We start from the raw sequence: 25,516 nt of genomic DNA on the forward strand, positions 1-25,516 counted from the left end.
CGTGTTACATCTGGCGGAACAGATGGGCATATAAAGGACTGACGCGCAGCTGCGCCGGATGCTGGCGCAGGGTCAGTGACAGCTTGCCCGCGTCGTCGCGCACGGCCGTGGCGATGGCGCTGGCATTGACGATGGTGCCCCGGTGGATTTGCCAGAACTGTTGCGGGTCCAACTGGGGCAAGAGTTCCTTCAGGCTCGTGCGTATCAGCGCTTCGCTGTCTTGGCAGACAACGTTGATGTATTTGTCCAGCGCTTCGAAATACACGACGTCGGCCAGGGCGATCATGCGCACGCTGTTGCCGACGGCCGCCCGTATCATGTGCAGGCGCGGGGCGAGGGGCAGCATGGCTTGCAGCTGGCTCAGCAAGCGGGCCAGGTTGTCGTCGCTGGCGGACGCTGTTTCCATCGCCGCCAGCGGTGCCAGCGTGGCAGCCGCCGCTGGCGTTGCCGTTGCCGTTACTGTAGCGCTTGTACCGCTTGTACCGTTGCCGCCCGCGCTGTCCTGCAAACGCTGCTGCAGGCGCTCCACCGTCTTGCCCAGGCGGGCATCGTTGACGGGTTTCAAAACGTAGTCGGCGGCCGCATGTTCGAAGGCGGCCAGCGCGTATTCGTCATAGGCCGTGACAAACACGATGTGGGGGAAGGGCACGCCGTCGGGCCACTGTTCTGCCAGTTCCTCGGCCGCTTCCAGGCCCGTCTTGCCTGGCATCTTGATGTCGAGAAATAGTATGTCGGGCTGCAGTGACAGGCCTTGCTGCAAAGCTTCCACGCCGTTGGGACAGGTGGCGACGATATCGAGTTCCGGCCACAGCCGCTGCAAGGCGTGTGCGAGGGCGGCGGCGAGGATGGGTTCGTCTTCGGCGATCAGGGCGCGTGGCGCGCGCAGGGTGTGTTGGCTCATGCGAGGGGACTCGTGATGGTGGGTGGAAGGGGGAGTGTCAGGCGGGCGGTCGCGCCTGCCGGATGGTTGGCGACCAGCGACAGGCTGGCGGCATCGGCATGCATGCCGTGCAGGCGTTCGCGGATATTTGCCACGCCCAGGTGCGTGCCCTTGCTCTGACCCGGATGCCCGAGGCCCAGGCCATCGTCGCTGACGCTGAGGATGAGGACGCCAGCGTTCGTGGACGCTTGCACGTGGATATGGCCGCCTTCGATCTTCGGTTCCAGGCCGTGCTGGATGGCGTTTTCCACCAGCGGCTGCAGCAGCATGGGCGGCACCTTGATCTGGCGCAAGGCCTCAGGCAAGTCCAGCGTAAAGCTCAGGCGCGCGCCCATGCGGATGGACATCAGGCCCAGGTAGGCTTGCATCAGGGAAAACTCCTGCTCCAGGGTGGTGGATTCGGCGCGCGAAGAGGAAAGGGTAGCGCGCAAATACTGGATCAATTGATCGAGCAGCAACTGGGCACGGTCGGGATCGAAGCTGATCAGGCCCTGCAGGTTGGCCAGGGTATTGAACAGCATGTGCGGTTCGATCTGCGCCTGCAGCAGTTGTAGTTGCGCTTGCATAGCCTGGCGCGCTACGGATTCGGCGCGGGCCTTTTCCTGGGCTGCTTCCAATTGCAGGCGTGCAATCTTTTCGCGGCTGCTAAAGAACAGGATGGCCGCACTCGCCACCGCCAGTGTGAACACTGTCATGCTGACATTACGGGGCGACATGGCAATGGGCGCGGGAACGTCGATATTGGCCAGCCAGCCGAATAGCATGGTGCCGCCTACTTGCGCCACGGCGGCACTGACGATGATGAGGACAATGAAAGGCAGCTTTTGGGGGCGGCGTCCTTCTCCCCACCATGCCAGGCGGATGCCGTCGATCAGCAGGAAGGCGATGCTGCCTATGCACATGGACGCAAGCAGGTTGAGCCAGAAGCTTTGTCCGCCGCTCAGCACGAAGGTGATGAAGAGGGCGCACAAGACGTTGAGCAGCAGCGCATAGCGGGCATCGCCCAGCAGGCGCCGGTAGGGAAAGCCCGTCTTGCGTGGGGCTGCGTCGGTAGTGTGCATGCGCGACTGCTTTCAGGTGGGCACTCGGGTTGGTAATGCGTCAATTATGGGCGGCTCTGCATGCGGGCGCAACGCCGCTGCGACGAAACAGGGCAGGCGTGGTGCCAATCGCCTGATCGCGTCCTTTACACGGTGGCGCTTGCACGCGATGATGGCAAGACGATCTTGATCGACAACCTCATCACGATAAAGGAACACCATGTGGCCCTATCCACGCACCCTGGCGCACCGCGGCGGCGGCACCCTGGCGCCTGAAAATACCTTGGCCGCCCTGCGCTGCGGCCTGTCCTACGGCTACCGCGCCGTGGAATTCGACGTCATGCTGGCGGCCGACGGCGTGCCCGTCGTCGTGCACGACCCCGAGCTGGGGCGCACGGTGGCTGGCAGCGGCCATATCAATGAGTACACGGCCGCGCAGCTGGGGGCCATGGAAGCGGGCACCTGGTTCGGCCCCGCGTTTGCGGGCGAAGGCGTGCCCACCTTTGACGCCGTGGTGGCGTATTGCAAGGCGCAGCGCATCTGGATGAATATCGAAATCAAACCAGCGCCCGGCTTTGACGCGGCCACGGGCGAGGCGGTGGCGCGCGCCACGCGTGCGCACTTTTCACAGGAAATTGCTGCAGGAAAATTATTGCCGCTGCTATCGTCGTTCAGCATTGCCGCGTTGGAAGCGGCGCGCCAGGCGGCGCCGGAACTGGCGCGCGCTTGGCTGGTCGAAGCAATACCGGATGACTGGGCGCTGCAGGCGCGCGAGCTGGGTGTGGTGGCGATCCATTGTGACCACCAGCAGCTGACGCGCGCGCTGGCGCTGGCAGTCAAAGGGGAGGGATTTGGACTGTTTTGCTACACCGTCAACACCCCGGAACGGGCCAGCGAGTTGCTGGCCTGGGGCGTGGACGGCTTTTGCACGGACCGGATAGATTTAATCAAGGCAAGCTGACAACATCCAGCTTAACAGCACCTGGCAGTAGCGTAGCGAGCGGAAGTGAGCGGAAGTGAGATACGGCCGAGAAGCGCAGCTGTGCTATAGCACAGTGAGCATCGCAGGCCGTATATCACGACGCGCAGTAGCTTATGTCAGGTGCTACTAAAACGTCACGCGCATGCCTACGGTCACATTACGCCCCATCAACGGTGCCGCATTCTTGATGAATGAAGTATGGCTGTAGGCCAGTTCATTCGTCAGGTTGTTCGCCTTGATGTAGAACTGGGCCGGCGTCGTGCCGAGGCGCGTGTCGTAGTTGGCGCTAAGGTTCAGCATGTTGTAGCCCGGGGTTGCCGTCTCGAAAGCGGCGACCTTGTCCTGCTTGCCCACGCGGTAGAACTCGGCCACGCCGCTCCACGCCTGCCAGTTGGCATCAAACTTCACGCCGACGCGCTGGGCCGGGATGCGCGGCAGATTGCCGCCGCCGTCGGCCAGCTTGGCCCGCACATAGTCGCCGAACACGCTGGCGCCGAACATGGGATTCAGCTGCTGGCGGATTTGCCCTTCCACGCCCGTAAACGTGGCGTCGCGCTGGGCGTACTGGATCAGCTGGAAGCCTTCGTGGCTGTCCAGCGTGCTGCCGAAGATGTAGTTGTCCACTTTGTTGCGGTAGGCGCTGGCCGAGAAGGTCGTGGCGCCCGCATATTTGCGCAAGGTCAAGTCGATATTATTCGACGTTTCCTTGCCCAGGTTTTCATTGCCCAGTTCATACGTGGCCGTGGCCATGTGCACGCCGTGCGCATACAGTTCCTCGGCGCTGGGCAAACGGTGCGTGCGCGAGATGGTCGCGCCCAGCGAATACTGGGGCGCGAATTTCCACACGGTGCCCAGCGAGATCGAGGTGCCCTTGGCGCTGCGGTCTTGCAAGGTGGCGCTGTCGACCGTGATGTCTTGCCATTCGTGGCGCAAGCCCGCCTCGAAGCGCCATTGGTCCAGCTTGTATTCCTCGACCAGGAAAGCCGCGTGTTTCTTCGTTAGCGTGGGCGCCACGTACGCTTCCTCGCCCAGCGCCGAGAAATCGCGCTTCGACGTTTGCAGGCCGACCACGCCGCGCCAGCCGAAGACGGGATGATGCTCCATTTCCAGGCGCGCATCGTGGCCCTTGTTCTTGAACGTGGTGGCGATTTCCGTACCTTCGATTTCATCGTGCTTGTAATCGGTGAACGCGGCGCGCAGACGCAGCTTGGCGAAGCCTGGCACGGGATCGCGTAATTCACCGCGCACGTCCCAGCGCTCACTCTTCAGTTTCACGTAAGGCACGCTTTCATGCTCGTGCTCATGTTCTTCTTCATCCCCATGGTCGTGGCCTTCGTGGCCGCCGCAATGCAAGTGCGTGCCGTGTGGGTGGCAGCTCTCGAATTCGTGGTTGTGGCCAGGCAAGCCATATTCCGCGTGCTGGCTGGTGAAGGCCAGGCCCAGAAAGCCGCGTGACCCCACCCACGACACGCCCACGCTGCCCGTGTCCGTCTTGTTGTAGCTGCCGGCCACTTTGGAACCGCCTTCCCAGCCGCTGCCGACCTTGTATTCCTTGGCGTCGCGCTTGACGCCTTCCGCGTGGAAGGCGATGTTGCCGGAGCCACCAGTCACTTCAAAGGCGCCCGCCTTTTCGCGCGCGGCCGAGTTGGCGCGTACTTCTGCGCTGCCTTCAAAGCCTTTCGCCGGCACGTGCGTGGGGATTTTCTTGTCGATCACATTGACGACGCCGCCGACGGCGCCGCCGCCGTAGGCCAGCGCAGACGGGCCGCGCAGCACTTCAATCTGTTCCGACAGCATCGGTTCGGCCGCGACGGCATGGTCGGGGCTGATGGTCGAGGCGTCTTGCACTTCGGCGCCGTCGGACAGCACCTTGACGCGCGGGCCATCCATGCCGCGAATGATGGGACGGCTGGCGCCGGCGCCGAAATGGCTGGAGGTGATGCCTGGCTGGCCAGCCAGGGTTTCACCGAGGGTTGCTGCCCTTGCCAGCACCAGTGCCTCGCCTTCCAGTACGGTGACGGGCGTGCTCATGTCGTCGCTGCCCAGGGCCAGGGCGCTGGCCGAGACGGTGACGGCAGGCAAGGTGGCTGCCTGCTGCGCCAGTGCGCTGGCCGGGGCGGCAAAGGCCAGCATGATGGCCAGCGCGAGGGGAGTGGGTTGTTGAGGACGGACGGACATGGGCAAGAGTTCCTTTATCGGCTAGCGGTGTTGGCGGGGTTTGGGCAGGCTGTTGCCGGATGGGGTGACTGCCAAAAGATGATAATGATAACCCATTATCATTACTGTGTGACAGTTTTTCGGGCGGTGGAACAAGGCGGATGGTGTATTCTGTCGGCTATGGAACGCACAACACGACAAAAAACCGCTATTCAAGCCGCCATCGAGTCGGCCCAGCGCCCCTTGTCGGCGCAGGAAATCCTCGAACAGGCCAGCTTGCAGGTGACGCAGTTAGGCATAGCCACCGTTTACCGCAATCTGAAATCGCTGGTGCTGGAAGAAAAAGTGCACGTGGTGACCTTGCCGGGTGAAAACCCGCGCTATGAATCGAACACGGCCGCCAATCACCACCACCACCATTTCCAGTGCACCACGTGCCAGCGCGTGTTCGACGTGCATGATTGCCCGGGCGACTTGAAGCGCATGGCGCCGCAAGGCTTTGTCGTCGAGCGCCACGAGCTGACCCTGTACGGCCGCTGCGCCGACTGCAATGTCGGCGCCGGCCCTGCCGTTGCGGCGGGCGCCACTGTGGCAGTTGCCACCACTGTGCACGCCTGCGCCAGCGGCCACGACCCGGCCTGAGCGGTCCAGCCCTCCGTGTTGGCACGGGCGCAACAATGCCCATGCCCACCGCAATTGCTACACCCCATATCACGTATAATCTTTCCTTTAAAGCTGCCGCCACTCTTTGCCAAAAAAACATGAAATCATCTGAAATCCGCGACAAGTTCCTCAAATTTTTCGAGTCCAAGGGCCATTCCATCGTCCGTTCCAGCTCCCTGGTGCCGGGCAACGATCCGACCTTGCTGTTGACGAACAGCGGCATGGTGCAATTCAAGGATGTGTTTACGGGCACGGACAGCCGTCCGTACACGCGTGCCACCTCGGTGCAGCGCTGCGTGCGCGCCGGCGGCAAGCACAACGACCTGGAAAACGTCGGCTACACGGCGCGCCACCATACTTTCTTTGAAATGCTGGGCAACTTCAGCTTCGGCGACTATTTCAAACGCGACGCGATCCAGTACGCGTGGGAACTGCTGACCAAGGTGTATGGCTTGCCGGCCGACAAGTTGACGGTCACCGTGTATATCGAAGATGACGAAGCGTATGACATCTGGGCGAAAGAAATCGGCGTGCCAACCGAGCGCATCATCCGCATCGGCGACAACAAGGGCGCGCGCTACGCGTCCGACAATTTCTGGCAGATGGCTGACACGGGCCCATGCGGTCCGTGCACGGAAATCTTCTACGACCACGGCGCCGATATTCCTGGCGGCCCGCCGGGCTCGCCGGACGAAGATGGCGACCGTTTCATTGAAATCTGGAACCTGGTGTTCATGCAGTTCAACCGCGACGAAGCGGGCGTCATGCACAAGCTGCCCAAGCCGTGCGTGGACACGGGCATGGGCATGGAGCGCCTGGCCGCCGTGTTGCAGCACGTGCATTCAAACTATGAAATCGACCTGTTCCAGCATTTGATCAAGGCTGCCGCGCGCGAAACGGGCGCCACGGACCTGGAAAACAAGTCGCTGCGCGTGATCGCCGACCATATCCGCGCCGCCGCCTTCATGATCGTCGACGGCATCATTCCAGGCAGCGAAGGCCGCGCGTATGTCTTGCGCCGCATCATCCGCCGCGCCTTGCGCCATGGTCACAAGCTGGGCCAGACAAAGCCGTTCTTTTACAAGCTGGTGGCCGACCTGGCCGTCGAGATGGGCGGCGCCTATCCGGAGCTGGAAGAAGCCAAGGACAACGTGGCCAACATGCTGAAAGCCGAGGAAGAGCGTTTCGGCGAAACCCTGGAAACGGGCATGAAAGTGCTGGAAGCGCAGCTGGCCAAGGATGCCACGGGCATCGACGGCGCCACCGCCTTCACCCTGTACGAAACCTACGGCTTCCCGCCGGACCTGACGGCCGACATCTGCCGCGAACGCAATATCACGTTCGACCAGGTGGGCTACGACGCGGCCCTGAAGGAAAGCCAGGAACTGTCGCGCAAGGGCGGCAAGACGCACAAGGACAGCAAGGTCGAGTACACGGGCGAGAAAAACAAATTTGTCGGCTACGATCAATTGACGTTCAGCAGCAAGGTCGTGGCGCTGTACGCGGCCGGCACGCCGGTAACGGAACTGAAGGCGGGCCAGGATGGCATCGTGGTGCTCGACACCACGCCGTTCTACGCCGAATCGGGCGGCCAGGTGGGCGACCAGGGCGTGATCGCTTCGGGCACAGGCAGCTTTGCCGTCAGCGACACGCTGAAAATCCAGGCTGACGTGTTTGGCCACCACGGCGTGCTCGCATCGGGCGTGTTGAAGGTGGGCGACGCCGTCTCGGCCGAAGTCGATACGGCCAAGCGCGCGCGCACCATCCGCAACCACTCGGCCACGCACTTGATGCACAAGGCTTTGCGCGAAGTGCTGGGCAGCCACGTGGCGCAAAAGGGTTCGCTGGTCGACCCCGATAAAACCCGTTTCGACTTCAGTCACAATGCGCCGATGACGGCGGAGCAAATTGCAGCCGTGGAAACCATCGTCAACAAAGAGATCCTGGAAAACCGCGCCACGCAAGCCCACCTGATGTCGTTTGACGATGCCGTCAAGCATGGCGCGATGGCCCTGTTTGGCGAGAAATACGGCGACGAAGTGCGCGTGCTCGACATCGGCAGCTCGAAAGAACTGTGCGGCGGCGTGCACGTGCAGCGCACGGGCGATATCGGCTTGTTCAAGATCATCGGCGAAAGCGGTGTTGCCGCCGGTATCCGCCGCGTGGAAGCGGTCACGGGCGAGGGCGCGCTGGCGCTGGTGCAAACCATCAACCGCCGCCTGGTCGAAGCGGCCAACGCCTTGAAGGCGCAGCCGGAAGAACTGACGGCCCGCATCGTCCAGGTGCAAGATCATGTGAAGGCCTTGGAGAAGGAACTGGCCGCGCTGAAATCGAAATTGGCGTCCGGCCAGGGCGATGAGCTGGTCACGCAAGCCGTCGATGTCAACGGCATCAAGGTGCTGGCCGCCGTGCTGGAGGGCGCCGACGTGGCCCGTTTGCGCGAAACCATGGACAAGCTGAAGGACAAGCTGAAGACGGCCGCCATCGTGCTGGCCAGCGTGACTGACGGCAAGGTCAGCCTGATCGCCGGCGTGACGGCAGACGCGACTTCCAAGGTCAAAGCGGGCGAGTTGGTGAACTTCGTTGCACAGCAAGTGGGCGGAAAAGGCGGCGGACGCCCCGATATGGCGCAAGCAGGCGGCACCGATGCTAGCGGCCTGGCGAATGCCCTGGCCGGCGTGCCGGCCTGGGTCGGCGAACGCGCAACACAGGCGTAAGCTAGAGGATATGCGGGGTTTTCGCCCCACAGCCCCTTGAAAACGGCCCGCTGACACTGTTTGCGGGCCGTTTTGCCGTGTGGAATCTCGTTGTGACCCCACAACAGCCGATGAACTATTTTGGTGCAGCGCGTCAATGCCCCTGATTTAGAGTAGTATGTCGAAAATCAGTACAACAAAACAATGGTGGGATATTGATGATGAGCGACACACTACTTGATACCGAGATTATGGAATTTCACAAAGAACTCGACGCGCGCGGCTTGAATTGCCCGTTGCCGATTCTGAAGGCGAAAAAGGCTTTGTCAGAGCTGCAGAGCGGGGAAGTGCTGCGCATCATGGCAACCGATCCTGGTTCCGTGCGCGACTTCCAGGCTTTCGCCAAGCAAACGGGCAATGCCCTGCTGTCGCATGTGCAGACGGGCACCGAATTCGTCTTCCTGATGCAACGCAAATAATTCTGCCAGCCGGGCGGCCGTGGCGCTGCCTGCTTGAGCGCTTGCCGTGCCGTTTTGGCGTCACTATCAGGCCCTTTTGCTGCCCTGCAGCGTAGCGGTAGACTCCCTTGAAATCCTCGAAGCTGGACAGTTTAGATGAATTGCTCTAACAAAAAATCGCACGATCGTGCTTAAATTCGGTTCAGGATTCAAATTTCTCTTATAATCGAACGCACAATCAGCACTTGATCCGTCATTTTTATAATTTCCCAAAGGCATAGCTATGAAAGTCTTGGTACCCGTCAAACGCGTGGTCGACTATAACGTCAAAGTCCGCGTCAAGAGTGACGGCACTGGCGTCGATACCGCCAACGTCAAAATGTCGATGAACCCTTTCGATGAGATCGCGCTGGAAGAAGCGATGCGCCTGAAAGAAGCCGGCAAGGTCACTGAAGTGGTCGCCATCTCCTGCGGCGTGACGCAGTGCCAGGAAACCTTGCGCACCGCCATGGCCATCGGCGCCGACCGCGGCATCCTGGTGGAAACGACGACCGAACTGGAACCGCTGGCCGTGGCCAAGCTGGTGAAAGCCCTGGCCGAGAAAGAGCAGCCGCAACTGATCATCCTGGGCAAGCAAGCGATCGATGACGACAGCAACCAGACGGGCCAGATGCTGGCAGCCCTGCTGGGTTGGCCACAAGCCACGTTCGCCTCGAAAGTCGTGCTGGAAGACGGCAAAGTTACCGTCACGCGCGAAGTCGACGGCGGCCTGGAAACCCTGGCATTGACCTTGCCCGCGATCATCACCACCGACCTGCGTTTGAACGAGCCACGCTATGTGACCTTGCCGAACATCATGAAGGCCAAGAAAAAGCCGCTCGAGACCGTCAAGCCGGAAGATCTGGGCGTCGACGTTGCGCCACGTCTGAAGACCCTGAAGGTCGTCGAGCCAGCCAAGCGCTCGGCCGGCATCAAGGTGCCGGACGTCGCTACTCTGGTCGCCAAGCTGCGTACCGAAGCCAAAGTCATTTAAGCGCGGCCCCGCCGTTCAAATCTATACCCGGGGTCAGTTCCTTTAGGCCTGACCCCGGCACTTGCATATACTGTTAGGAATAATCATGGTCGCATTAGTTATTGCTGAACACGACAACGCTACCTTAAAGGGTAGCACCCACCACACCGTGACCGCGGCTGCCCAGTGCGGCGGCGACGTGCACGTGCTCGTCGCTGGCTCGAACGCATTGGCCGCTGCCGCTGCCGCCGCGCAAATCGCCGGCGTGACGAAAGTCATCGTGGCCGACGCGCCATACTTTGCCGACGGCCTGGCCGAAAACGTGGCCGAGCAAGTGCTGGCCATCGCCGGCAACTACAGCCACATCCTGGCTCCCGCTACCGCCTACGGCAAGAACATCCTGCCGCGCGTGGCCGCCAAGCTGGACGTGGCGCAAATCTCGGAAATCACCAAGGTCGACTCGCCTGACACTTTCGAGCGCCCGATCTACGCCGGTAACGCGATTGCCACCGTGCAATCTGGCGACAAGGTCAAGGTCATCACCGTGCGCACAACCGGTTTCGATGCGGCGGCCGCCACCGGCGGTTCGGCTGCCACCGAAACCGTCGCCGCCGTTGCCGACGCCGGCAAATCGGCCTTCGTGGGCCGCGAACTGGCCAAGTCCGACCGTCCTGAACTGACCGCCGCGAAAATCATCGTGTCGGGTGGCCGTGGCATGGGTTCGGCCGAGAACTTCCACATCCTGGAGCCGCTGGCCGACAAGCTGGGCGCCGCCATGGGTGCCTCGCGCGCCGCCGTCGACGCCGGCTTCGTGCCGAACGACTGGCAAGTGGGCCAGACGGGCAAGATCGTTGCGCCATCGCTGTATATCGCCGTCGGTATCTCGGGCGCGATCCAGCATCTGGCCGGCATGAAAGACTCGAAAACCATCGTTGCCATCAACAAGGATCCGGAAGCGCCGATCTTTGCCGTGGCCGACTACGGCATCGTGGGCGATCTGTTCGAGATCGTGCCGCAACTGGTCAAGGAACTGGGTTAATTTCAACCCGTCCCGGTTTTGTTACTGACAAAGCCACGCCGGCCCGCCCCACACGGCGAGCCGCGCGTGGCTTTTTTCTTGGAGAAAAGAAGATGAGCTATCAAGCCCCGCTGAAAGACATGTTGTTCGTCATGAACGAACTGGCCGGCCTGGCCGAAATCCACACTTTACCGGGCTGTGAAGACGCCACGCCCGATACGGCCGAGGCCGTGCTGGAAGAGAACGCCAAATTCTGCGGTGGCGTGGTGGCCCCCCTGAACTGGCCCAGCGACAAGGAGCCCAGCTTTTGGCACGACGGCCAGGTCACTACCTCGAAAGGCTTCAAGGAAGCCTTCAAGGCGTATGGCGAAGCGGGCTGGCAGGGCGTGCAGCATCCGACGGAGTTCGGCGGCCAGGGCTTGCCCAAGCTCTTGGCCACGCCGTGCATCGAAATGCTCAATTCGGCCAGCATCTCGTTCGCCCTGGTGGCCCTGCTGTCGGACGGCGCCATCGAAGCGCTGTTGACTGCCGGCAGCGATGAACAAAAGGCGGTTTACCTGGAAAACCTGGTGTCGGGCAAGTGGACGGGCACCATGAATCTGACGGAGCCGCAAGCGGGGTCGGACCTGGCCGCCGTGCGCACGCGCGCCGTGCCGCAGGGCGATGGCACCTATACAGTCTTCGGCACGAAGATTTTCATCACGTATGGCGAGCACGACATGGCGGAAAACATTGTCCACCTGGTGCTGGCCCGCACGCCGGACGCGCCCGCTGGCGTGAAAGGCATCTCGCTGTTCATCGTGCCGAAATTCCTCGTCAATGCGGACGGCAGCCTGGGCGCGCGCAATGACGCGCACTGCGTTTCCATCGAGCACAAGCTGGGCATCAAGGCGAGCCCGACGGCCGTGCTGCAATTCGGCGACCACGGCGGCGCCATCGGCACCCTGGTGGGCGAGGAAAACCGCGGTCTCGAATACATGTTCATCATGATGAACGCGGCCCGTTTCGGCGTCGGCTTGCAAGGCATCGGCCTGGCCGAGCGCGCCTACCAGCAGGCCGTGGCGTTCGCCAAGGACCGCGTACAGTCGCGCGACCTGGCGGGGTCCAGCGGCCCGGTCTCCATCATTCACCACCCGGACGTGCGCCGCATGCTGATGTCGATGCGCTCGCAAACGGAGGCGGCGCGCGCGCTGGCCTATGTGGGCGCGGCTATCAGCGACGTGGCGCACCACCATCCGGAGGCGGACGTGCGCGCGGAAAGCCTGGCGACGTATGAATACCTGGTGCCGGTCATCAAGGGTTGGGCCACGGAAATGTCTCAGGACGTCACGCGCGACGGCGTTCAAGTGCATGGCGGCATGGGTTTCATCGAAGAGACGGGCGCCGCCCAGCATTACCGCGACGCCAAGATTCTTACCATCTACGAAGGCACGACCGCCATCCAGGCCAACGATCTGGTAGGGCGCAAGACGGTGCGCGACGGTGGCGCCGTGGCGAAAGCCATCATCGCCCAGGTGCGCGCCACGGAAGCTCAGTTGGGCGAGCTCTCCGGTGCCGACTTCCAGGCCATGCAGCGCCACTTGGCCGAAGGCAGCGCCGCGCTGGAAGCGGTGGTGGAATACGTAGTGGCAAACATGAAGACGGACATCAAGGCCGTGTTTGCGGGCAGCGTGCCGTACCTGAAACTGGCCGGCATCGTGCTGGGCGGCTGGCAAATGGCGCGCGCGGCCGTGGTGGCGCAGCAAAAGCTGGGAGAGGGCAGCGGCGACTCTTCGTTCTACAAGGCAAAAATCGCCACGGCGCGCTTCTTTGCCGACCACATACTGTCACAAGCGCCAGGCTTGCGCGCCACCATCATCGATGGCAGCGCCGGCGTGATGGCTTTGTCGGAAGAGCAGTTTTAAGTTGAAATTTTGCCGGTGCATGCCGGCAAAATGCAAAAAAGCGCTGGAGAGTGATCTCCAGCGCTTTTTTTATTTCTATCAAGAATGCTTGGGAAAGCGTTCAGGGCAAGGCGCGTTGTCGCAGTCCGCTGCCAGTACGACAACCTCAGCAAAATGCGGGCAACGCCGCCATGGACGCTTTGCCTGCGTTCTTATCGGCGGGCGATGCCGTTGCCCGAATTGCGTACCAGATCGCCAGCGGCCAATCCAGGATCCTGGTCAAACGCGAAGTCAGCCTTGGCGCCCGTCTCGTATTGCACGGTGACGGTCCACACCTTGCTGTTTTTCATGTGGCCTTCGACTTGCTTGCCCGCAAAAGCGCCGCCAGCGGCGCCGGCCAGGGTGGCCAGGTCCTTGCCGCGTCCGCCGCCGACCTGGCGACCCAGCAGGGCGCCGGCCACGCCGCCGCCGATCATGCCCAGCGCGCCGCCTTCACCCGCTTTTTCGGCGACGTTGACTGCCAGCACCTTGCCGCAATCGGCGCAGATTTGCTGCTGGGTTGGCTTGCTGTTCTGGCCTGCATACGAGTTGCCAGCCTTTTGCGCGGCCTTGGCGTTGATGATGGCCTGGTTATATTCGCTCTTGGCGTCGCGCTGGCATTGCATGCGGGCTTTCGAGCTGGTTTCTTCTGCGCACAATTTCTTGTCGTCCGCATAGCGCGTGCTGGCTTGCTTTGTGTCGTAGGCGTATTGCGCCTTCGGCGAGAGGTTTTGCGCGAAGGCAGATGTGCTGAACAGGGCCGTGATGGCGACTGCGAGGATGAAAGGGCGACGAATCATGATCTTCTCCAGTTGGGTGTTGAATGTGCCAGTAATGTCGACATTGTGAATGCAGTATAGAGCAAAATCATGATTGCTTACCAACACTTACATGTGCGTGCGGCGTGCGCTATTTGATGTCATGCCCGCGGGGAAACTAACCGTAGGCGCCGCCGGTGTAAAGCAAGTCGAACAGGCGGGCCATGGTGGCGATCAGCACGCCTGCTCCTAGCATCAAGGTGGCGACCAGCACCACGGCCAGGGGCCAGCCCGTGTCTGACCGGTGGCCGGAGGCGGCGTTGTAGCACGCATCCCACTTGTCGTCCGGCATCAAGCCCAGCACTAGCGCTTCCAGGAAGCCGCCCAGGGCGGACAAGGTCAGTGGCAGTATCTGGTAAAACCAGTCGGCCTCGGGAAACAGCTGGTGCAGCAGAAAAGTGGCGGGCAGGGCGGCCAGGTGCACCCAGCCCCAGCGGTCCTTGGCGCCGTGCAGATAGAAGCGGTGCGCGCCCAGCATGCCCAGCAGGAAGGCCAGTAGTGTCGTGAAGGCCTTGTTCTTGTGCGACTGTTGCAAAATGGTAGCGGTGATCATGGGACTCCAGAGTTGCTCATCGGTAAAGATTGCCAGTATCGGTCATCGTCTCGCACAACGATAGCACTTTCCTGTGGCGTTTATGTAATGATTTCGCCTCATTCCAAGCCATTGCCGGCACGATAGACGCACACGCCTATTGCGTCTTCGGCCATGACTAGTCATAATGTTTGATTAGCCCAAATTACACGCCCGTCATCATAACGCTTGCTGCCTGGCGGTAAAGCGCGCTATAATTTGCGGCTTTTTCCGCCTCAGCACACTTTTTGGAAATATTATGGTCGTTATTCGTTTAGCTCGTGGAGGCGCCAAGAAGCGCCCGTTCTTCAACATCGTCGCTACTGATTCGCGCAATCGCCGCGATGGTCGCTTCATTGAGCGTATCGGTTTTTACAACCCGATGGCGCAAGGTGGCGAAGTTCCACTGCGTATCACCGCAGACCGTCTGGCCTACTGGCAAGGCGTTGGCGCACAATTGTCGCCAACCGTTGCTCGCCTGGTAGCCAGCAACAACAAAGCAGCAGCTTAATTAGATCACTGGTTTGACGGTCAAGACTGCATCCGGGGTGAAAGTCCCCGATGACCTGGTACAGGTAGGCTATGTCTCCGGTGCTTATGGCATTGCTGGCGGAATCAGGATCACTCCTTTCTCCGACGACGCGGATGCATTATTAAGCGTCAAAACCTGGTGGTTTGATAAACCGACCTTGCATGATGTTCAAGTCAGGCAAGCAAAGTTACACGGCGGCGACGTCGTGGCCCAGCTGGTGGGTGTGGTCGGGCGGGATGCCGCAGAAGCGCTGAAAGGCGTTTCTGTGCAAATTCCGCGTAGCCATTTCCCGACGCTGACGGCCGATGAATTTTATTGGTCCGATCTGATCGGACTGACAGTTGAGAATTTGCAAGGCGAGTGCCTCGGCACAGTGCACGACATGATGAGCAATGGTCCGCAATCGATCTTGCGCGTTACGCCCGTCGCCACTGCCGATGAGACCGTTGAAAAGGCGCCTGAGCGCCTGATCCCATTTGTTGGCCAGTTTGTCATTAATGTTGACAAGACCGCCAACAAGATCACGGTCGACTGGGGCCTCGATTATTAAACCGCCTGCGCTTAACTTTGCGCCAGGCAAACTTTGCAGGATGGTGAGCGATGCAATTTGATGTCGTGACCCTGTTTCCTGAAATGTTTGCTGCGCTGACGCAGTCGGGTGTGACCCGGCGCGCCTTCGAGCAGGGGAAATGTGGCTTGTCGCTGTGGAATCCCCGTGATTTCACGACCGACAATCACCGTACTGTGGATGACCGCCCGTATGGCGGCGGTCCCGGCATGGTGATGATGGCCCGTCCCCTCGAAGCGACAATAAATGCCGCGAAGCAACGCCAGACCGAACTGGGACTGGCGGCGCCTCGCGTGGTGTTCATGTCGCCGCAAGGCCGTCCGCTGACGCACGAGCGCGTCACGCAGCTGAAAGCCGAACCTGGTTTGGTGATCCTGTGTGGCCGCTATGAAGCCGTGGACCAGCGTTTGCTGGACCGTTGCGTCGACGAGGAAATCAGCGTGGGCGACTTTGTCCTGTCGGGCGGGGAATTGCCTGCCATGGCGTTGATGGATGCGGTGATCCGCCTGTTGCCGGGTGTCTTGAACACGGAGGCATCGGCCATCGAGGATAGCTTCGTCAACGGTTTGCTCGATTCGCCGCACTACACGCGGCCGGAAACATATGAAGGCATGGCCGTGCCGCCCGTCTTGATGGGTGGCAATCATGCCGAGATAGTCAAGTGGCGCCGCCAGCGCATGCTGGAAGCGACCGCGACAAAGCGGCCTGACCTGCTGGTCAGTGCACGTGCCGCCGGCTTGCTCAGCAAGACCGACGAAAAATTCCTGGCCAGCCTGTAAAACGTTTTCGGACGGTAAACAGGGTGGCCTGTAGTACCGGGCATGTTGCCCATATTGTGTTACCCATCCTCTACCGGGCGGATACTTGCTATCCACAGTGCGCCGGCATGATGGTTTTCGGAGTTATAAAAATGGACTTGATTCAACAATTAGAGCAGGAAGAAATTGCTCGTCTGGGTAAAACCATTCCTGAATTCGCACCAGGCGATACCGTTATCGTCAGCGTCAACGTAGTCGAAGGCACGCGCAAGCGCGCCCAGGCTTACGAAGGCGTCGTTATCTCGCGTCGTAACCGTGGCCTGAACTCGAACTTCATCGTTCGTAAGATCTCGTCCGGCGAAGGCGTTGAGCGTACGTTCCAACTGTACTCGCCGCTGATCGCTTCGATCGAAGTGAAACGCCGTGGTGATGTTCGCCGCGCCAAGCTGTACTATCTGCGTGAGCGTTCGGGTAAATCGGCGCGTATCAAAGAAAAATTGCCAAATCGCCGCGTTGTGGCGAAAGCAAGCGCGTAATATCAGCGTCTGCGTTGGGAAAAGGGGTGCCGTATTGGTGCCCCTTTTTTTATTCTGAATTGCCAATGGGACAAGCTGCATGGCCACCATCGCATTTGATCCACAACAACTTGCCATCGATTCTATCGCCGGCGAGGCGGCGCTGGACGCCGTGCGTTTGACGCCCGACTGGCTGCGCCAGCGCCTGGCCGAACAGCCTGACTGGCAGCCCGAGATTACCCAGGATTTCCTTTCCGCCCGCGCCGTGCCCGTGCGCGCCGCAGTGCTCATTCCGCTGGTGCAGCGTCCGCAAGGCTTGACCATCTTGCTGACGATGCGTACGGACCATTTGAGCAGCCATGCGGGCCAGGTCAGCTTTCCCGGCGGGCGTAGCGAACCGTTCGATGGCTCACCCGTGGCCACGGCCCTGCGCGAAACGCAAGAAGAGGTAGGCCTGGCGCCCGAGCACATTGAAGTGCTGGGCTGCCTGCCCGACTACCTGACGGGCACCGGCTATCAGGTCACGCCCGTGGTGGGCCTGGTGACGCCACCGTTCGAACTGCGCGCCGACCCCTCCGAAGTGGCGGAAATCTTCGAAGTGCCGCTGGCTTTCCTGATGGATGGTCTCAACCATCAGCGCCTGTCTGTGGAATTGCCCGGCGGGCGGCGCTCGTTCTATGCCATGCCCTACGAGCGCTTCTACATTTGGGGCGCCACTGCCGGCATGCTGCGCAATCTGTTTCACCTCTTGCGCGCGTAAAATGGTGGCCCGCACGTAATAAGTTTGATTCCAGCACTGCACTGCGCTATCGTAGCGGGCATTGCGGTATTGCTGAAAAAGACAAAAAGGACGTTTGATGACATTTCTCTCCATACTTTGCGCATTGCTGATCGAGCAGCTCAAACCTTTGCGCGCGGACAATCCGATCTACGCCGAAATCAAGAGCCTGGCAATGCGCATGGAGACCTGGTTCAATGCCGGCCACGCCAACCACGGCCGCATGGGTTGGTTCCTCATGATCGGCGTGCTGATGGTGCCGACGGCAGGTGTGTACTGGCTCTTGCAGCATTATCAGCTGACCTTGCTGGCCTTTGCCTGGAACGTGCTTATCGTCTACCTGACCCTGGGCTTCCGCCATTACAGCCACTACTTCACCTCCATCCAGCTGGCCTTGAGCGCTGGCGACGACGCGACCGCGCGTACCTTGCTGGCCGACTGGACCAAGCTCGACACCGTGGGTATGGAAGCGAGTGAAATCGCCCGCATCGCCGTGGAAAAAGCCCTCATCACCACGCATCGCAATGTCTTTGGCGTCTTCTTCTGGTTCCTCATGCCGCTGGGCCCTGCCTGCGCCGTGATGTACCGCGTGGCCGAATACCTGGCGCGCGCCTGGAATGAGCCCGAGCACATGCGCAATGAAGCCTTCGGCCAGTTCGCCGCGCGCGCCTTTTACTGGATCGACTGGATCCCCGTGCGCCTGACGGCCGTGGCGTTTGCCGTGGTCGGCAATTTCGAGGATGCCATCTACGCCTGGCGCAATTTTGCCCAGCGCTGGCAGGATGAGGCCATCGGCATCATCCTGACGGCAGGCGGCGGCGCCATGGGCGTACGCCTGGGTACGCCAGCGGAAACGGCGGCACGCGTGTTGACGACGCCCGATCTGGCCGTCGATGACAGCGACAGCGAAAGCGATATCCTGCCCGGCGAAGAGCCGGGTTCGCGCGCCTTGCAGAGCACGGTGGGCCTGGTGTGGCGCGCCTTGCTGCTGTGGATGCTGTTGCTGCTGTTGATGTCGGGCGCCGTTTTTCTCGGCTGACGCGGGCGCACACGCGCTGTCCATGCGCCTTGCGCGTGGAACAAGGTTAAAATGGGGGCTGGCGCACAAGGCGTGCCGGCCCCTGTTTGCATCGGCAGGGCAGATCGAGGTAGAACCCAAGTCTTCTATAAGATATAATACTGGCTTACCGCAGCAAACGTAGTTGAATTACCAGCCCGGCTTACCCGCCGGGGCCATTCACGCAATCCAGTCCCGACAAGCCACATGGCCGAGTTATCTCAAAAAACAGGGGAACTCTCAGACGAGTTCTTCATCCTTGGTCTCACCAGCAATGGCAAGCAATTCCGACCCAGCGATTGGGCAGAGCGCCTTTGCGGAGTGATGTCCTGTTTCAATCCCGAAGGTGGCGGGCGCAATGCGCACCTCCAGTATTCGCCCTACGTGCGCCCAACCGTCGTCAATGGTGTCAAGTCGGTGGTGGTCAACACCAAGCTGCGCGAGATCGAGCCCATGGCGTTTCACTTCGTGCGCGAGTTCGCCAAGGATAACGACCTGCAGATCGTCGAAGCCTGCTTCCTGCCGCCCCCCGAAGAAAAGTAAGACCCGTTTCATTTGATCTGGCGCAAAGCCCGCTACGGCGTAGCGGCGCTGCTGATTGGCTCGGGTCAATAGCGGCCAGCTGGTGTGCGAAAAGCGCACGCGCAAATAAACCCGCATTGCGCAATTTCAGTCAAATCCTCGTCACCCGAAAATGCTACAGTCGCTGCTCGTTCAACGGGAAGCGTTCATGAGCTATCTGGCCAAGGCACTCTGGTATATCGAATCGCATTACGCCGACAATCTCTCGCTCGGCGATATCGCCTACGTGGGCGGCGCCTCGCCCTGCCACCTGACGCGCGCGTTTGGCCTGGCCACGGGCCACTCCGTGATGCGCTATGTGCGGGCGCGCCGGCTCAGCGAGGCCGCCCTGATGCTGGCCCAGGGCGCGCAAGACATCCTCGCCGTCGCCCTGGAAGCCGGTTACAGTTCCCATGAAGCATTTACACGGGCTTTCCGCGACCAGTTTCAGATCACGCCGGAAAGAGTGCGGGCCCAGCGCCACGTCGGCAACCTCGCGCTGGTAGGGGCCATCAAAATGGATGTGGCGCAGGGCGTGGCCTTGGAAGCGCCGCGTTTCGAGCAAGGTCCCGCCTTGCTGCTGGCGGGCCTGGTCGAACGTTATCGTGCAGAAACTTCTGCCGCCATCCCCGCCCTGTGGCAGCGCTTCCTGCCCCATGTGGCACCCGGCCAGCTGGTGTATGGCGTGTGCTGTAACAATGATGATGCAGGCAATTTCGATTACCTGTGTGCCATGCCGGTGAGCGACTTTTCCCAGGCTCCCGACGGCTGGACGCGGCTGCGCATCGCCCCGCAGCGCTATGCCGTGTTTCACCACCGCGGGCATATTTCCACCATCCGCGCCACCTGGCAGATGCTGTGGAACGAGTGGCTGCCCCAGTCCGGGCTGGAAGTGGCCGACGCGCCCGATTTTGAACGCTACGACCAGCAGTTCGATCCCGCCAACGGCATCGGCGGCGTGGAAATCTGGCTCCCCTTGAAAGCCTGGGCATGTTCCCAACCCTGACTACGCCGGCTGCCGGCGGCACCGCACTGCGCCAGCGCCTGCTGCAAATCGCCGCCGCGCTGGCGGCGGGCGTTCCCCTGTACTGGGTGCTGGGGCCGCAGCCGCAGGGCTGGCTGGCCTGGTGCGCGCCGCTGCCCGTGCTGTGGCTGGCCCTGCGCTCGTCGCGCCGCGATGCTGCCTGGATGACGTTCCTGGCCGCCGTGCTGGGCCTGTCATCCAACGTTGCTTATTTCCGCTTGCTCATGCCCTTGCCCGCCGTGCTGGCCGTGATCGTCGTCAAGGCACTGCTGTGGCTGCTGGTGGTGCTGGCCACGCGGCGCCTCGTGCTGCGCTACCGCTCCGGCTGGACGGTGCTGGCGTATCCCGTGCTGTGGGTCGCCACCGATACGCTGATGGCGGCCTTGCTGCCGGATGGTAACTGGGGCAGCCTCGCGTATTCGCAAGCGGACAATGTTGCCGTGCTGCAGGTGGCGGCCATGGCGGGCGTGCCTGGCTTGCTGTTTTTGCTGTGCCTGGCGCCATCCGCGCTGGCCTTGCTGCTGGCGGGCGGCCGCGCGTATGCGCCAGCGGCGGGCGCGACCGTGCTATTGCTGCTGGCCGTGTGGGCAGGGGGCGCCTGGCGCGTGCAGGGTGCGTTGGCCTCAAGCGGGCAGGCGCCAGGCGGGCCGCTGGCGGGGCTGGTGGGCATCGATGACTTTATCGGCCCGGCCACGCCGCCGGCGCGCGCGCAAGCCATCTGGGACCAGTACGCGCGCCACGTCGAAGAGCTGGCCGGGCAGGGTGCCAGGCTGGTGCTGTTGCCGGAAAAGATCGCCGTGCTGGCGCCAGCGCAGGCGGATGCCGTGCAGCAGCGTTTTCAGGCGCTGGCGCGCAGCACGGATGTGTGGATTACCGTGGGCATCGGCGTGCAAGACGTTGCCGGTCGGCGCAACCTGGCCTGGCTGTTCGCGCCCGATGGCGCCGCGCCCATCAGCTATCAGAAACATTATCTGGCGCCGCCCGAGCGCGATTTTCTCGCTGGCAGCGTATATGCCGTGCAGCCGGTGGCGGGTCTGGCCATGGGTCTGGCCATCTGCAAGGACATGCATTTCGCCACCCTGGGGCAAGCGTATGGTGTGGCCGGGGTGCAGGCGATGCTGGTGCCGGCCTGGGATTTCCAGCTGGACGCCTGGATGGGCGCGCGCATGACCGTGCTGCGCGGTGTGGAAAACGGCTATGCGGTGCTGCGCGCGGCGCGCGAGGGCGTGCTGACGGTCAGCGATGCGTATGGACGGGTGCTGGCGGAACGTGCCAGCAGTGCCATGCCGGGCAGCACCTTGCTGGCGCCGTTGCCGGCGCACCCGGCCGTCGCCACCTGGGCCGGATGGCTGGGGCCACTGTTCGGCTGGCTGTGCGTGGCGCTGGGCCTGGTCTTGCTGTGCCTGGGGCGCCGCGCCGCGCCCGCTCCCTGACAGGTAACGCCATGTTTTGTTGCAATGCGCAAAACCGCATTGTGCAGCCTTTTTTATATTCTCCGCAGGCTGACCATATAATCGCCGCCGATTATTTCACCATTGCGGTGCCTATATCGGCGCCACGCCGACATATATATTGCACTGCAATAAGTGGTGTTATCTGGTATTAAAAAATTGGAACGGCTGGTATTAATTGGTACTTAATTCGGCCACGAAGTCATACATATCGCCGCGGAAGTAGGAACGGCAAAATTCCACGGCGCGGCCATCGCGCAAAAAGCCCAGTCTTTCCACCGACAAGCCCGCGTCGCCTTCCTGCGCCTGCAGCAGGCTGGCCTGCTCCCCCGTCAGTAAAAGCGCGCTGAGGCGCTGCAAGGCGCGCACGGGCCGGTTGCCCGCCTGTTCCAGCGCGTCATACATGGAGATATCGACAGCGTCGAGGTCTGGCAGGCAACTGGCGACGATGGTGGCGTACTCCAGGCACATCGGCACCTCGTCCGCATAGCGGATGCGGTGGAAGCGGTACACGGGTGCGCCCGGCGACAGCCGCAGGCGCAAGGCCTCTTCCGGCGTGACGGTTCCCTCTGCGCGCTTGAGCCAGACACTGCGGGGCGTGCGTCCGCGCGCCCGCATATCCTCGGAAAACGAGGTCAGCTTGGCGAAATTCTTTTCGATGCGCGTATTGATGAAATTGCCCGAGCCGGGGCGCCGCACCAGCAAGCCCTCGTTGACCAGGCCATCGATGGCCTTGCGCACGGTGATGCGCGAGACGCACAGGTCGCTGGCCAGCTGGCGCTCGGCCGGCAATGCTTCCTCGGGGCCGAGGATGCGCTTGTCAATCGCTTCGCGCAGCGCGCGCTGCAGTTGCTGGTACAGGGGCAGGCTACTCGTCTGCCCCAGGCCTTGCATGATGTGAGCCAGGGTTGTCATACGCTGAAGGTCTCCGTTACGGCGCGTTGCAGACGCGCTCTGTATCTGTTTTGTGTCGCTGGATAATACCAAAAAAGACCGTTATAAAACCAATTTGAATTATCAGGCCGGCAATTTATGCCCGGCCTCGCTGGTATTTACCCCGCTCATACGGGCTACAGATTGATTCAGCTGAAGTGGTCTGTGTGATTCAAACAACGTTATAAAAAAAAAGTTGCAACTGGTAGTGTTCTGGTATTGGATAGTAGTATATTGGCGTTGAATTGGTTTTGTAAGTGGTTGTGCCGAAGGGTCTGCAGCATGCCGGCGAAAGTGGGCGGGCTGGAAAGAAGACCTACGTTAAAAATGAAAAGGCTCCAATCCTGGAGCCTAAATCAAGGGGGAGTACATGAAACGCAATTTGACAGCTAGCGGTGTAACGCGCCTGACGCCTATCGCGGCAGCCGTGGGGTTGATGGTACTGGGTGCGAGTTTTGCCGCCCAGGCGCAGGAAGCAGTGCAGCCGGATTCAAGTGTTGTGGTGGTAACCGGCGTGCGCGCCGCAATGGCCCAGTCGCTCAATCAAAAGCGTAATTCCGACTCCCTGGTCGAAGTCGTCACGGCTGAAGACGTGGGCAAGATGCCGGACAAGAGCGTTGCCGATTCGCTGCAGCGTATCCCTGGCGTGTCCGTCGCCACGGCGGGCGGCACCGAAGGTGGCTTTGGCGACAATGACCGCGTCAGCCTGAAAGGCACGCCATCGAACCTGACCTTGACCACCCTCAACGGCCACACCGTGTCGAGCGGCGACTGGTATATCTCGAATATCACGGGCGGTGGCCGCAGCGTCAGCTACTCCATGTTCCCGTCCGAGCTGATCGGCCGCGTGACTGTCCACAAGAGCTCGCAAGCCGACCTGATTGAAGGCGGCGCAGCCGGCAATGTCAATATCGAAACCCGCAAGCCCTTGAGTTTCAAGAAGAATCTGACACTGATGGGTTCGATTGAAGGCGCTTACACGGAATCGGCCAAGAAAACCGATGTGCAAGTCAGCGGCTTGATCAACTGGAAAAATGAAGCCAACGACCTGGGCATCTTGCTGCAGGTGTTTGATGAGAAACGCACCTTGCGCCGCCAGGGCCAGGAATTCCTGTGGTGGGAAAAGCTTGACAACTCGAATGCAAAAGCCTGGATTGCCGCCAATCCTGGCATCGAGGGCAAGTATCTGTCCTTCCTCACGGGTTCCTCGCTGTTTGAGCAGAAGCGCCAGCGCAAGGGCGGCTCGCTGGATATCGAATACAAGGTGTCGAACGACCTGAGCTTCAACGTCAACGGCTTCTACACCCGCCTTGATGCGGACAACGTCAATACCAACTTCATGCATGCGCCGTACCAAGTCCTGTCGAATAACTGGACCAACGTGGGCGGTGCCATCCCGTCGTCGTACACGCTCAAGGGCAACACGATTACCTCGATCGCCTTCCCGTCGAAGTGCCCGGTCGCCGATTGCTCGGCCATGGGTGCATCGGTACAAGATATCATTGCTCGTCCAGGTTCCTACAGCGATTCGAAATTTGTCGACTTTAACTTCAAGTACCGCGCCAATGCTAACCTGAAGTTTACTGGTCAGGTCGGTACCACGCGCGGCACGGGCCATGCCCGCGACTACGCGTATGAAGGCTGGTTGGCATATTCGGGCAGCAGTCTAACCATGCATGGTATCGATGCGCCAGCCAATGTCGTCATCGACAATGCCGCGACGTTAAATCCGCGCACCGGTGCCCCGTTCTTCTCCGGTTGGGCAACGGACGTCACCACGCGTGACAAGGAAAACTATGGCCAGGTCGATGGCACCTACAGCACCGTATGGGATGCCGTGCCGAGCATCCGTTTTGGCCTGCGCACCGCCAAGCACGACCGTTCCCTGACCTGGCTCGAAGGCAGCTATCCAGCCGCCGCCGGCCTGCTGGAGAATGCGCCGAAAGGGTTGACGCGTTATCCAACCAGTCCCTTGTCCAACGTGCTGCAGAATCCCTGGACCTTCAGCGGTTCCTCGATGAAGGAGTGGGGCGAAAAGTACGCGACGTACAACAAGCATGCTTACCAAAGCGAATTCCAGATGACGGAAAAGGCAAATGCCGCCTACGTCATGGGTGACCTGAACTTTGCCAACGTGCAAGGTAACTTCGGTGTGCGTTATGTCAAGACCCAGATCGACGTGGCCAATGCATCGCCGAACGACGTGTGGAAACCGACCCTCAGCTCGAATACCTACAATAACTTCCTGCCGAGCGTGAATTTGCGCACGGACCTGGCGAAGGATGTCGTGTTGCGCGGCGCGGCCAGCCGCACCATGGCGCGTCCTGACTTTGGCGCCCTGGGTGCCTTGAGCCTGAACGACTTGACGATGTCCGGTTCCGGCGGTAATCCGAACCTGAAGCCGATCATGTCGAACAACGTCGATGCGGGCGTGGAATGGTATTTCATGCCGAAGTCGCTGATCGCGGTGAACCTGTATCAGATGAAACTGGCTTCGTATGTCACCTACGGTTCGTCGGTGGCGCAGTTCTACAACGCGACTCTCGGCCGCGTAACGGACTACAACATGAGCGCCGCCATCAATACCAAGGCGCGTGTGCGTGGCGTGGAACTGCAGTACACCCAGGACTTGAGCAATGGTTTCGGCTTCAGCGCCAACTACACCTATGCTGACGGCAAAGAAACGCAAGCGGCGCCAAAATCGGCTTGCGCCGATGAAGGCAACTGCGATATGGTCGGCACGTCGAAGAACTCGTACAACCTGTCTGGCTTCTTTGAAAATGCAAAATGGAGCGCGCGTCTGAATTACAGCTTCCGTTCCGCCTTCCTGAACGGCCTGGATCGCAAGAGCGCCATTTACCAGGATGACGTCGCCACCGTTTCGGCTTCCGTCAACTACAACATCAACGAGTTCCTGACCCTGTCGCTGGAAGGCAAGGACTTGAACAATCCGCTGTTGAAGTCGTATGCGTCGACCAAAGACCAGCCGCGCGCGTTCTACAAGAATGGTCGCCAGGTATTCTTTGGCCTGCGTGGCAAGATGTAAGACGTTTTACTTGGTT

At 61.0% G+C, this 25,516-nt stretch carries 23 protein-coding genes; 17 read left to right on the top strand and 6 right to left on the bottom strand.

Annotation, left to right across the window (positions count from 1 at the left end; translation table 11 throughout):
- Positions 1-4 precede the first annotated feature (4 nt).
- Together ACQ4W7_RS17605 and ACQ4W7_RS17610 are read right to left on the bottom strand one after the other, a co-directional pair.
- On the bottom strand, positions 5-901 hold the full coding sequence (locus ACQ4W7_RS17605) for a LytR/AlgR family response regulator transcription factor (RefSeq protein ID WP_436532093.1): 897 nt from the start codon (positions 899-901) through the stop codon (positions 5-7).
- Positions 898-2,001 (bottom strand): sensor histidine kinase, encoded by a 1,104-nt coding sequence (locus ACQ4W7_RS17610; protein WP_436532095.1) that lies wholly within the window; start codon positions 1,999-2,001, stop codon positions 898-900. The genes ACQ4W7_RS17605 and ACQ4W7_RS17610 overlap by 4 nt, the downstream gene beginning before the upstream one ends.
- Before the next feature lie 199 nt (positions 2,002-2,200).
- Between ACQ4W7_RS17610 and ugpQ the strand changes: the two genes are divergently transcribed.
- Positions 2,201-2,941: a glycerophosphodiester phosphodiesterase gene (ugpQ, locus tag ACQ4W7_RS17615; RefSeq protein ID WP_436532097.1), complete on the top strand. Its 741-nt coding sequence runs from the start codon at positions 2,201-2,203 to the stop codon at positions 2,939-2,941.
- A gap of 147 nt (positions 2,942-3,088) precedes the next feature.
- On the opposite strand, the gene ACQ4W7_RS17620 is transcribed toward ugpQ, so the two are convergent.
- Entirely contained in the window at positions 3,089-5,140 is a 2,052-nt protein-coding gene (locus ACQ4W7_RS17620; RefSeq protein WP_426072633.1) for a TonB-dependent receptor domain-containing protein, read from the bottom strand.
- Between the two features lie 159 nt (positions 5,141-5,299).
- Between ACQ4W7_RS17620 and ACQ4W7_RS17625 the strand changes: the two genes are divergently transcribed.
- From ACQ4W7_RS17625 to ACQ4W7_RS17650, 6 genes are all read left to right on the top strand, one after another.
- The gene (locus ACQ4W7_RS17625; RefSeq protein ID WP_436532099.1) at positions 5,300-5,761 is read left to right on the top strand and encodes a Fur family transcriptional regulator; all 462 of its coding nucleotides are present in this window, start codon (positions 5,300-5,302) and stop codon (positions 5,759-5,761) included.
- Positions 5,762-5,880: 119 nt separating this feature from the next.
- Positions 5,881-8,499 carry an alanine--tRNA ligase gene (gene alaS / locus ACQ4W7_RS17630; RefSeq protein WP_436532101.1) on the top strand — a complete coding sequence of 873 codons (2,619 nt, stop codon included), beginning with the start codon at positions 5,881-5,883 and terminating at the stop codon, positions 8,497-8,499.
- A 230-nt stretch (positions 8,500-8,729) separates the two neighbouring features.
- Positions 8,730-8,957, top strand: coding sequence for a sulfurtransferase TusA family protein (locus ACQ4W7_RS17635; protein ID WP_010395510.1), 228 nt, complete (start codon positions 8,730-8,732; stop codon positions 8,955-8,957).
- Positions 8,958-9,219: 262 nt separating this feature from the next.
- Complete coding sequence (locus ACQ4W7_RS17640) at positions 9,220-9,969, top strand: electron transfer flavoprotein subunit beta/FixA family protein (RefSeq protein ID WP_099379460.1); 750 nt, start codon at positions 9,220-9,222, stop codon at positions 9,967-9,969.
- Between the two features lie 85 nt (positions 9,970-10,054).
- A complete protein-coding gene (locus tag ACQ4W7_RS17645; RefSeq protein ID WP_436532103.1) occupies positions 10,055-10,987 on the top strand; it encodes an electron transfer flavoprotein subunit alpha/FixB family protein in 933 nt (310 codons plus the stop codon).
- A gap of 92 nt (positions 10,988-11,079) precedes the next feature.
- Positions 11,080-12,870 carry an acyl-CoA dehydrogenase gene (locus tag ACQ4W7_RS17650; protein WP_436532105.1) on the top strand — a complete coding sequence of 597 codons (1,791 nt, stop codon included), beginning with the start codon at positions 11,080-11,082 and terminating at the stop codon, positions 12,868-12,870.
- A gap of 191 nt (positions 12,871-13,061) precedes the next feature.
- Here ACQ4W7_RS17650 and ACQ4W7_RS17655 read toward each other — a convergent pair whose 3' ends face one another.
- Together ACQ4W7_RS17655 and ACQ4W7_RS17660 are read right to left on the bottom strand one after the other, a co-directional pair.
- Complete coding sequence (locus ACQ4W7_RS17655; protein WP_436532107.1) at positions 13,062-13,688, bottom strand: glycine zipper 2TM domain-containing protein; 627 nt, start codon at positions 13,686-13,688, stop codon at positions 13,062-13,064.
- A gap of 136 nt (positions 13,689-13,824) precedes the next feature.
- Complete coding sequence (locus ACQ4W7_RS17660) at positions 13,825-14,259, bottom strand: NINE protein (protein WP_436532109.1); 435 nt, start codon at positions 14,257-14,259, stop codon at positions 13,825-13,827.
- 277 nt (positions 14,260-14,536) lie between these two features.
- Between ACQ4W7_RS17660 and rpsP the strand changes: the two genes are divergently transcribed.
- The 9 genes from rpsP (at position 14,537) to ACQ4W7_RS17705 (ending at position 21,503) form a co-directional block, all read left to right on the top strand.
- A complete protein-coding gene (gene rpsP / locus ACQ4W7_RS17665) occupies positions 14,537-14,788 on the top strand; it encodes a 30S ribosomal protein S16 (RefSeq protein WP_010395524.1) in 252 nt (83 codons plus the stop codon).
- Positions 14,789-14,801: 13 nt separating this feature from the next.
- Positions 14,802-15,359: a ribosome maturation factor RimM gene (rimM, locus tag ACQ4W7_RS17670; RefSeq protein WP_426072640.1), complete on the top strand. Its 558-nt coding sequence runs from the start codon at positions 14,802-14,804 to the stop codon at positions 15,357-15,359.
- Positions 15,360-15,409: 50 nt separating this feature from the next.
- The gene (trmD, locus tag ACQ4W7_RS17675) at positions 15,410-16,156 is read left to right on the top strand and encodes a tRNA (guanosine(37)-N1)-methyltransferase TrmD (RefSeq protein ID WP_035825412.1); all 747 of its coding nucleotides are present in this window, start codon (positions 15,410-15,412) and stop codon (positions 16,154-16,156) included.
- Between the two features lie 131 nt (positions 16,157-16,287).
- On the top strand, positions 16,288-16,671 hold the full coding sequence (rplS, locus tag ACQ4W7_RS17680; RefSeq protein WP_010395528.1) for a 50S ribosomal protein L19: 384 nt from the start codon (positions 16,288-16,290) through the stop codon (positions 16,669-16,671).
- Positions 16,672-16,750: 79 nt separating this feature from the next.
- On the top strand, positions 16,751-17,410 hold the full coding sequence (locus tag ACQ4W7_RS17685; RefSeq protein WP_426072642.1) for a CoA pyrophosphatase: 660 nt from the start codon (positions 16,751-16,753) through the stop codon (positions 17,408-17,410).
- 97 nt (positions 17,411-17,507) lie between these two features.
- Positions 17,508-18,467, top strand: coding sequence for a CobD/CbiB family protein (locus tag ACQ4W7_RS17690; RefSeq protein ID WP_426072643.1), 960 nt, complete (start codon positions 17,508-17,510; stop codon positions 18,465-18,467).
- A gap of 225 nt (positions 18,468-18,692) precedes the next feature.
- Entirely contained in the window at positions 18,693-19,028 is a 336-nt protein-coding gene (locus tag ACQ4W7_RS17695) for a DUF3579 domain-containing protein (protein ID WP_029496213.1), read from the top strand.
- Positions 19,029-19,215: 187 nt separating this feature from the next.
- Positions 19,216-20,052: an AraC family transcriptional regulator gene (locus tag ACQ4W7_RS17700; protein ID WP_436532113.1), complete on the top strand. Its 837-nt coding sequence runs from the start codon at positions 19,216-19,218 to the stop codon at positions 20,050-20,052.
- Positions 20,037-21,503 carry a nitrilase-related carbon-nitrogen hydrolase gene (locus ACQ4W7_RS17705; RefSeq protein WP_426072645.1) on the top strand — a complete coding sequence of 489 codons (1,467 nt, stop codon included), beginning with the start codon at positions 20,037-20,039 and terminating at the stop codon, positions 21,501-21,503. The genes ACQ4W7_RS17700 and ACQ4W7_RS17705 overlap by 16 nt, the downstream gene beginning before the upstream one ends.
- Positions 21,504-21,695: 192 nt before the next feature.
- Here the strand turns inward: ACQ4W7_RS17705 and ACQ4W7_RS17710 are convergent, their stop codons facing one another.
- Positions 21,696-22,436 (bottom strand): GntR family transcriptional regulator, encoded by a 741-nt coding sequence (locus tag ACQ4W7_RS17710; RefSeq protein WP_426072646.1) that lies wholly within the window; start codon positions 22,434-22,436, stop codon positions 21,696-21,698.
- 388 nt (positions 22,437-22,824) lie between these two features.
- Between ACQ4W7_RS17710 and ACQ4W7_RS17715 the strand changes: the two genes are divergently transcribed.
- A complete protein-coding gene (locus ACQ4W7_RS17715) occupies positions 22,825-25,500 on the top strand; it encodes a TonB-dependent receptor (RefSeq protein WP_426072647.1) in 2,676 nt (891 codons plus the stop codon).
- The last annotated feature ends 16 nt before the right edge of the window (positions 25,501-25,516 follow it).

Source organism: Janthinobacterium algoris (assembly GCF_051380935.1).
Taxonomy (GTDB): Bacteria; Pseudomonadota; Gammaproteobacteria; order Burkholderiales; family Burkholderiaceae_D; genus Janthinobacterium.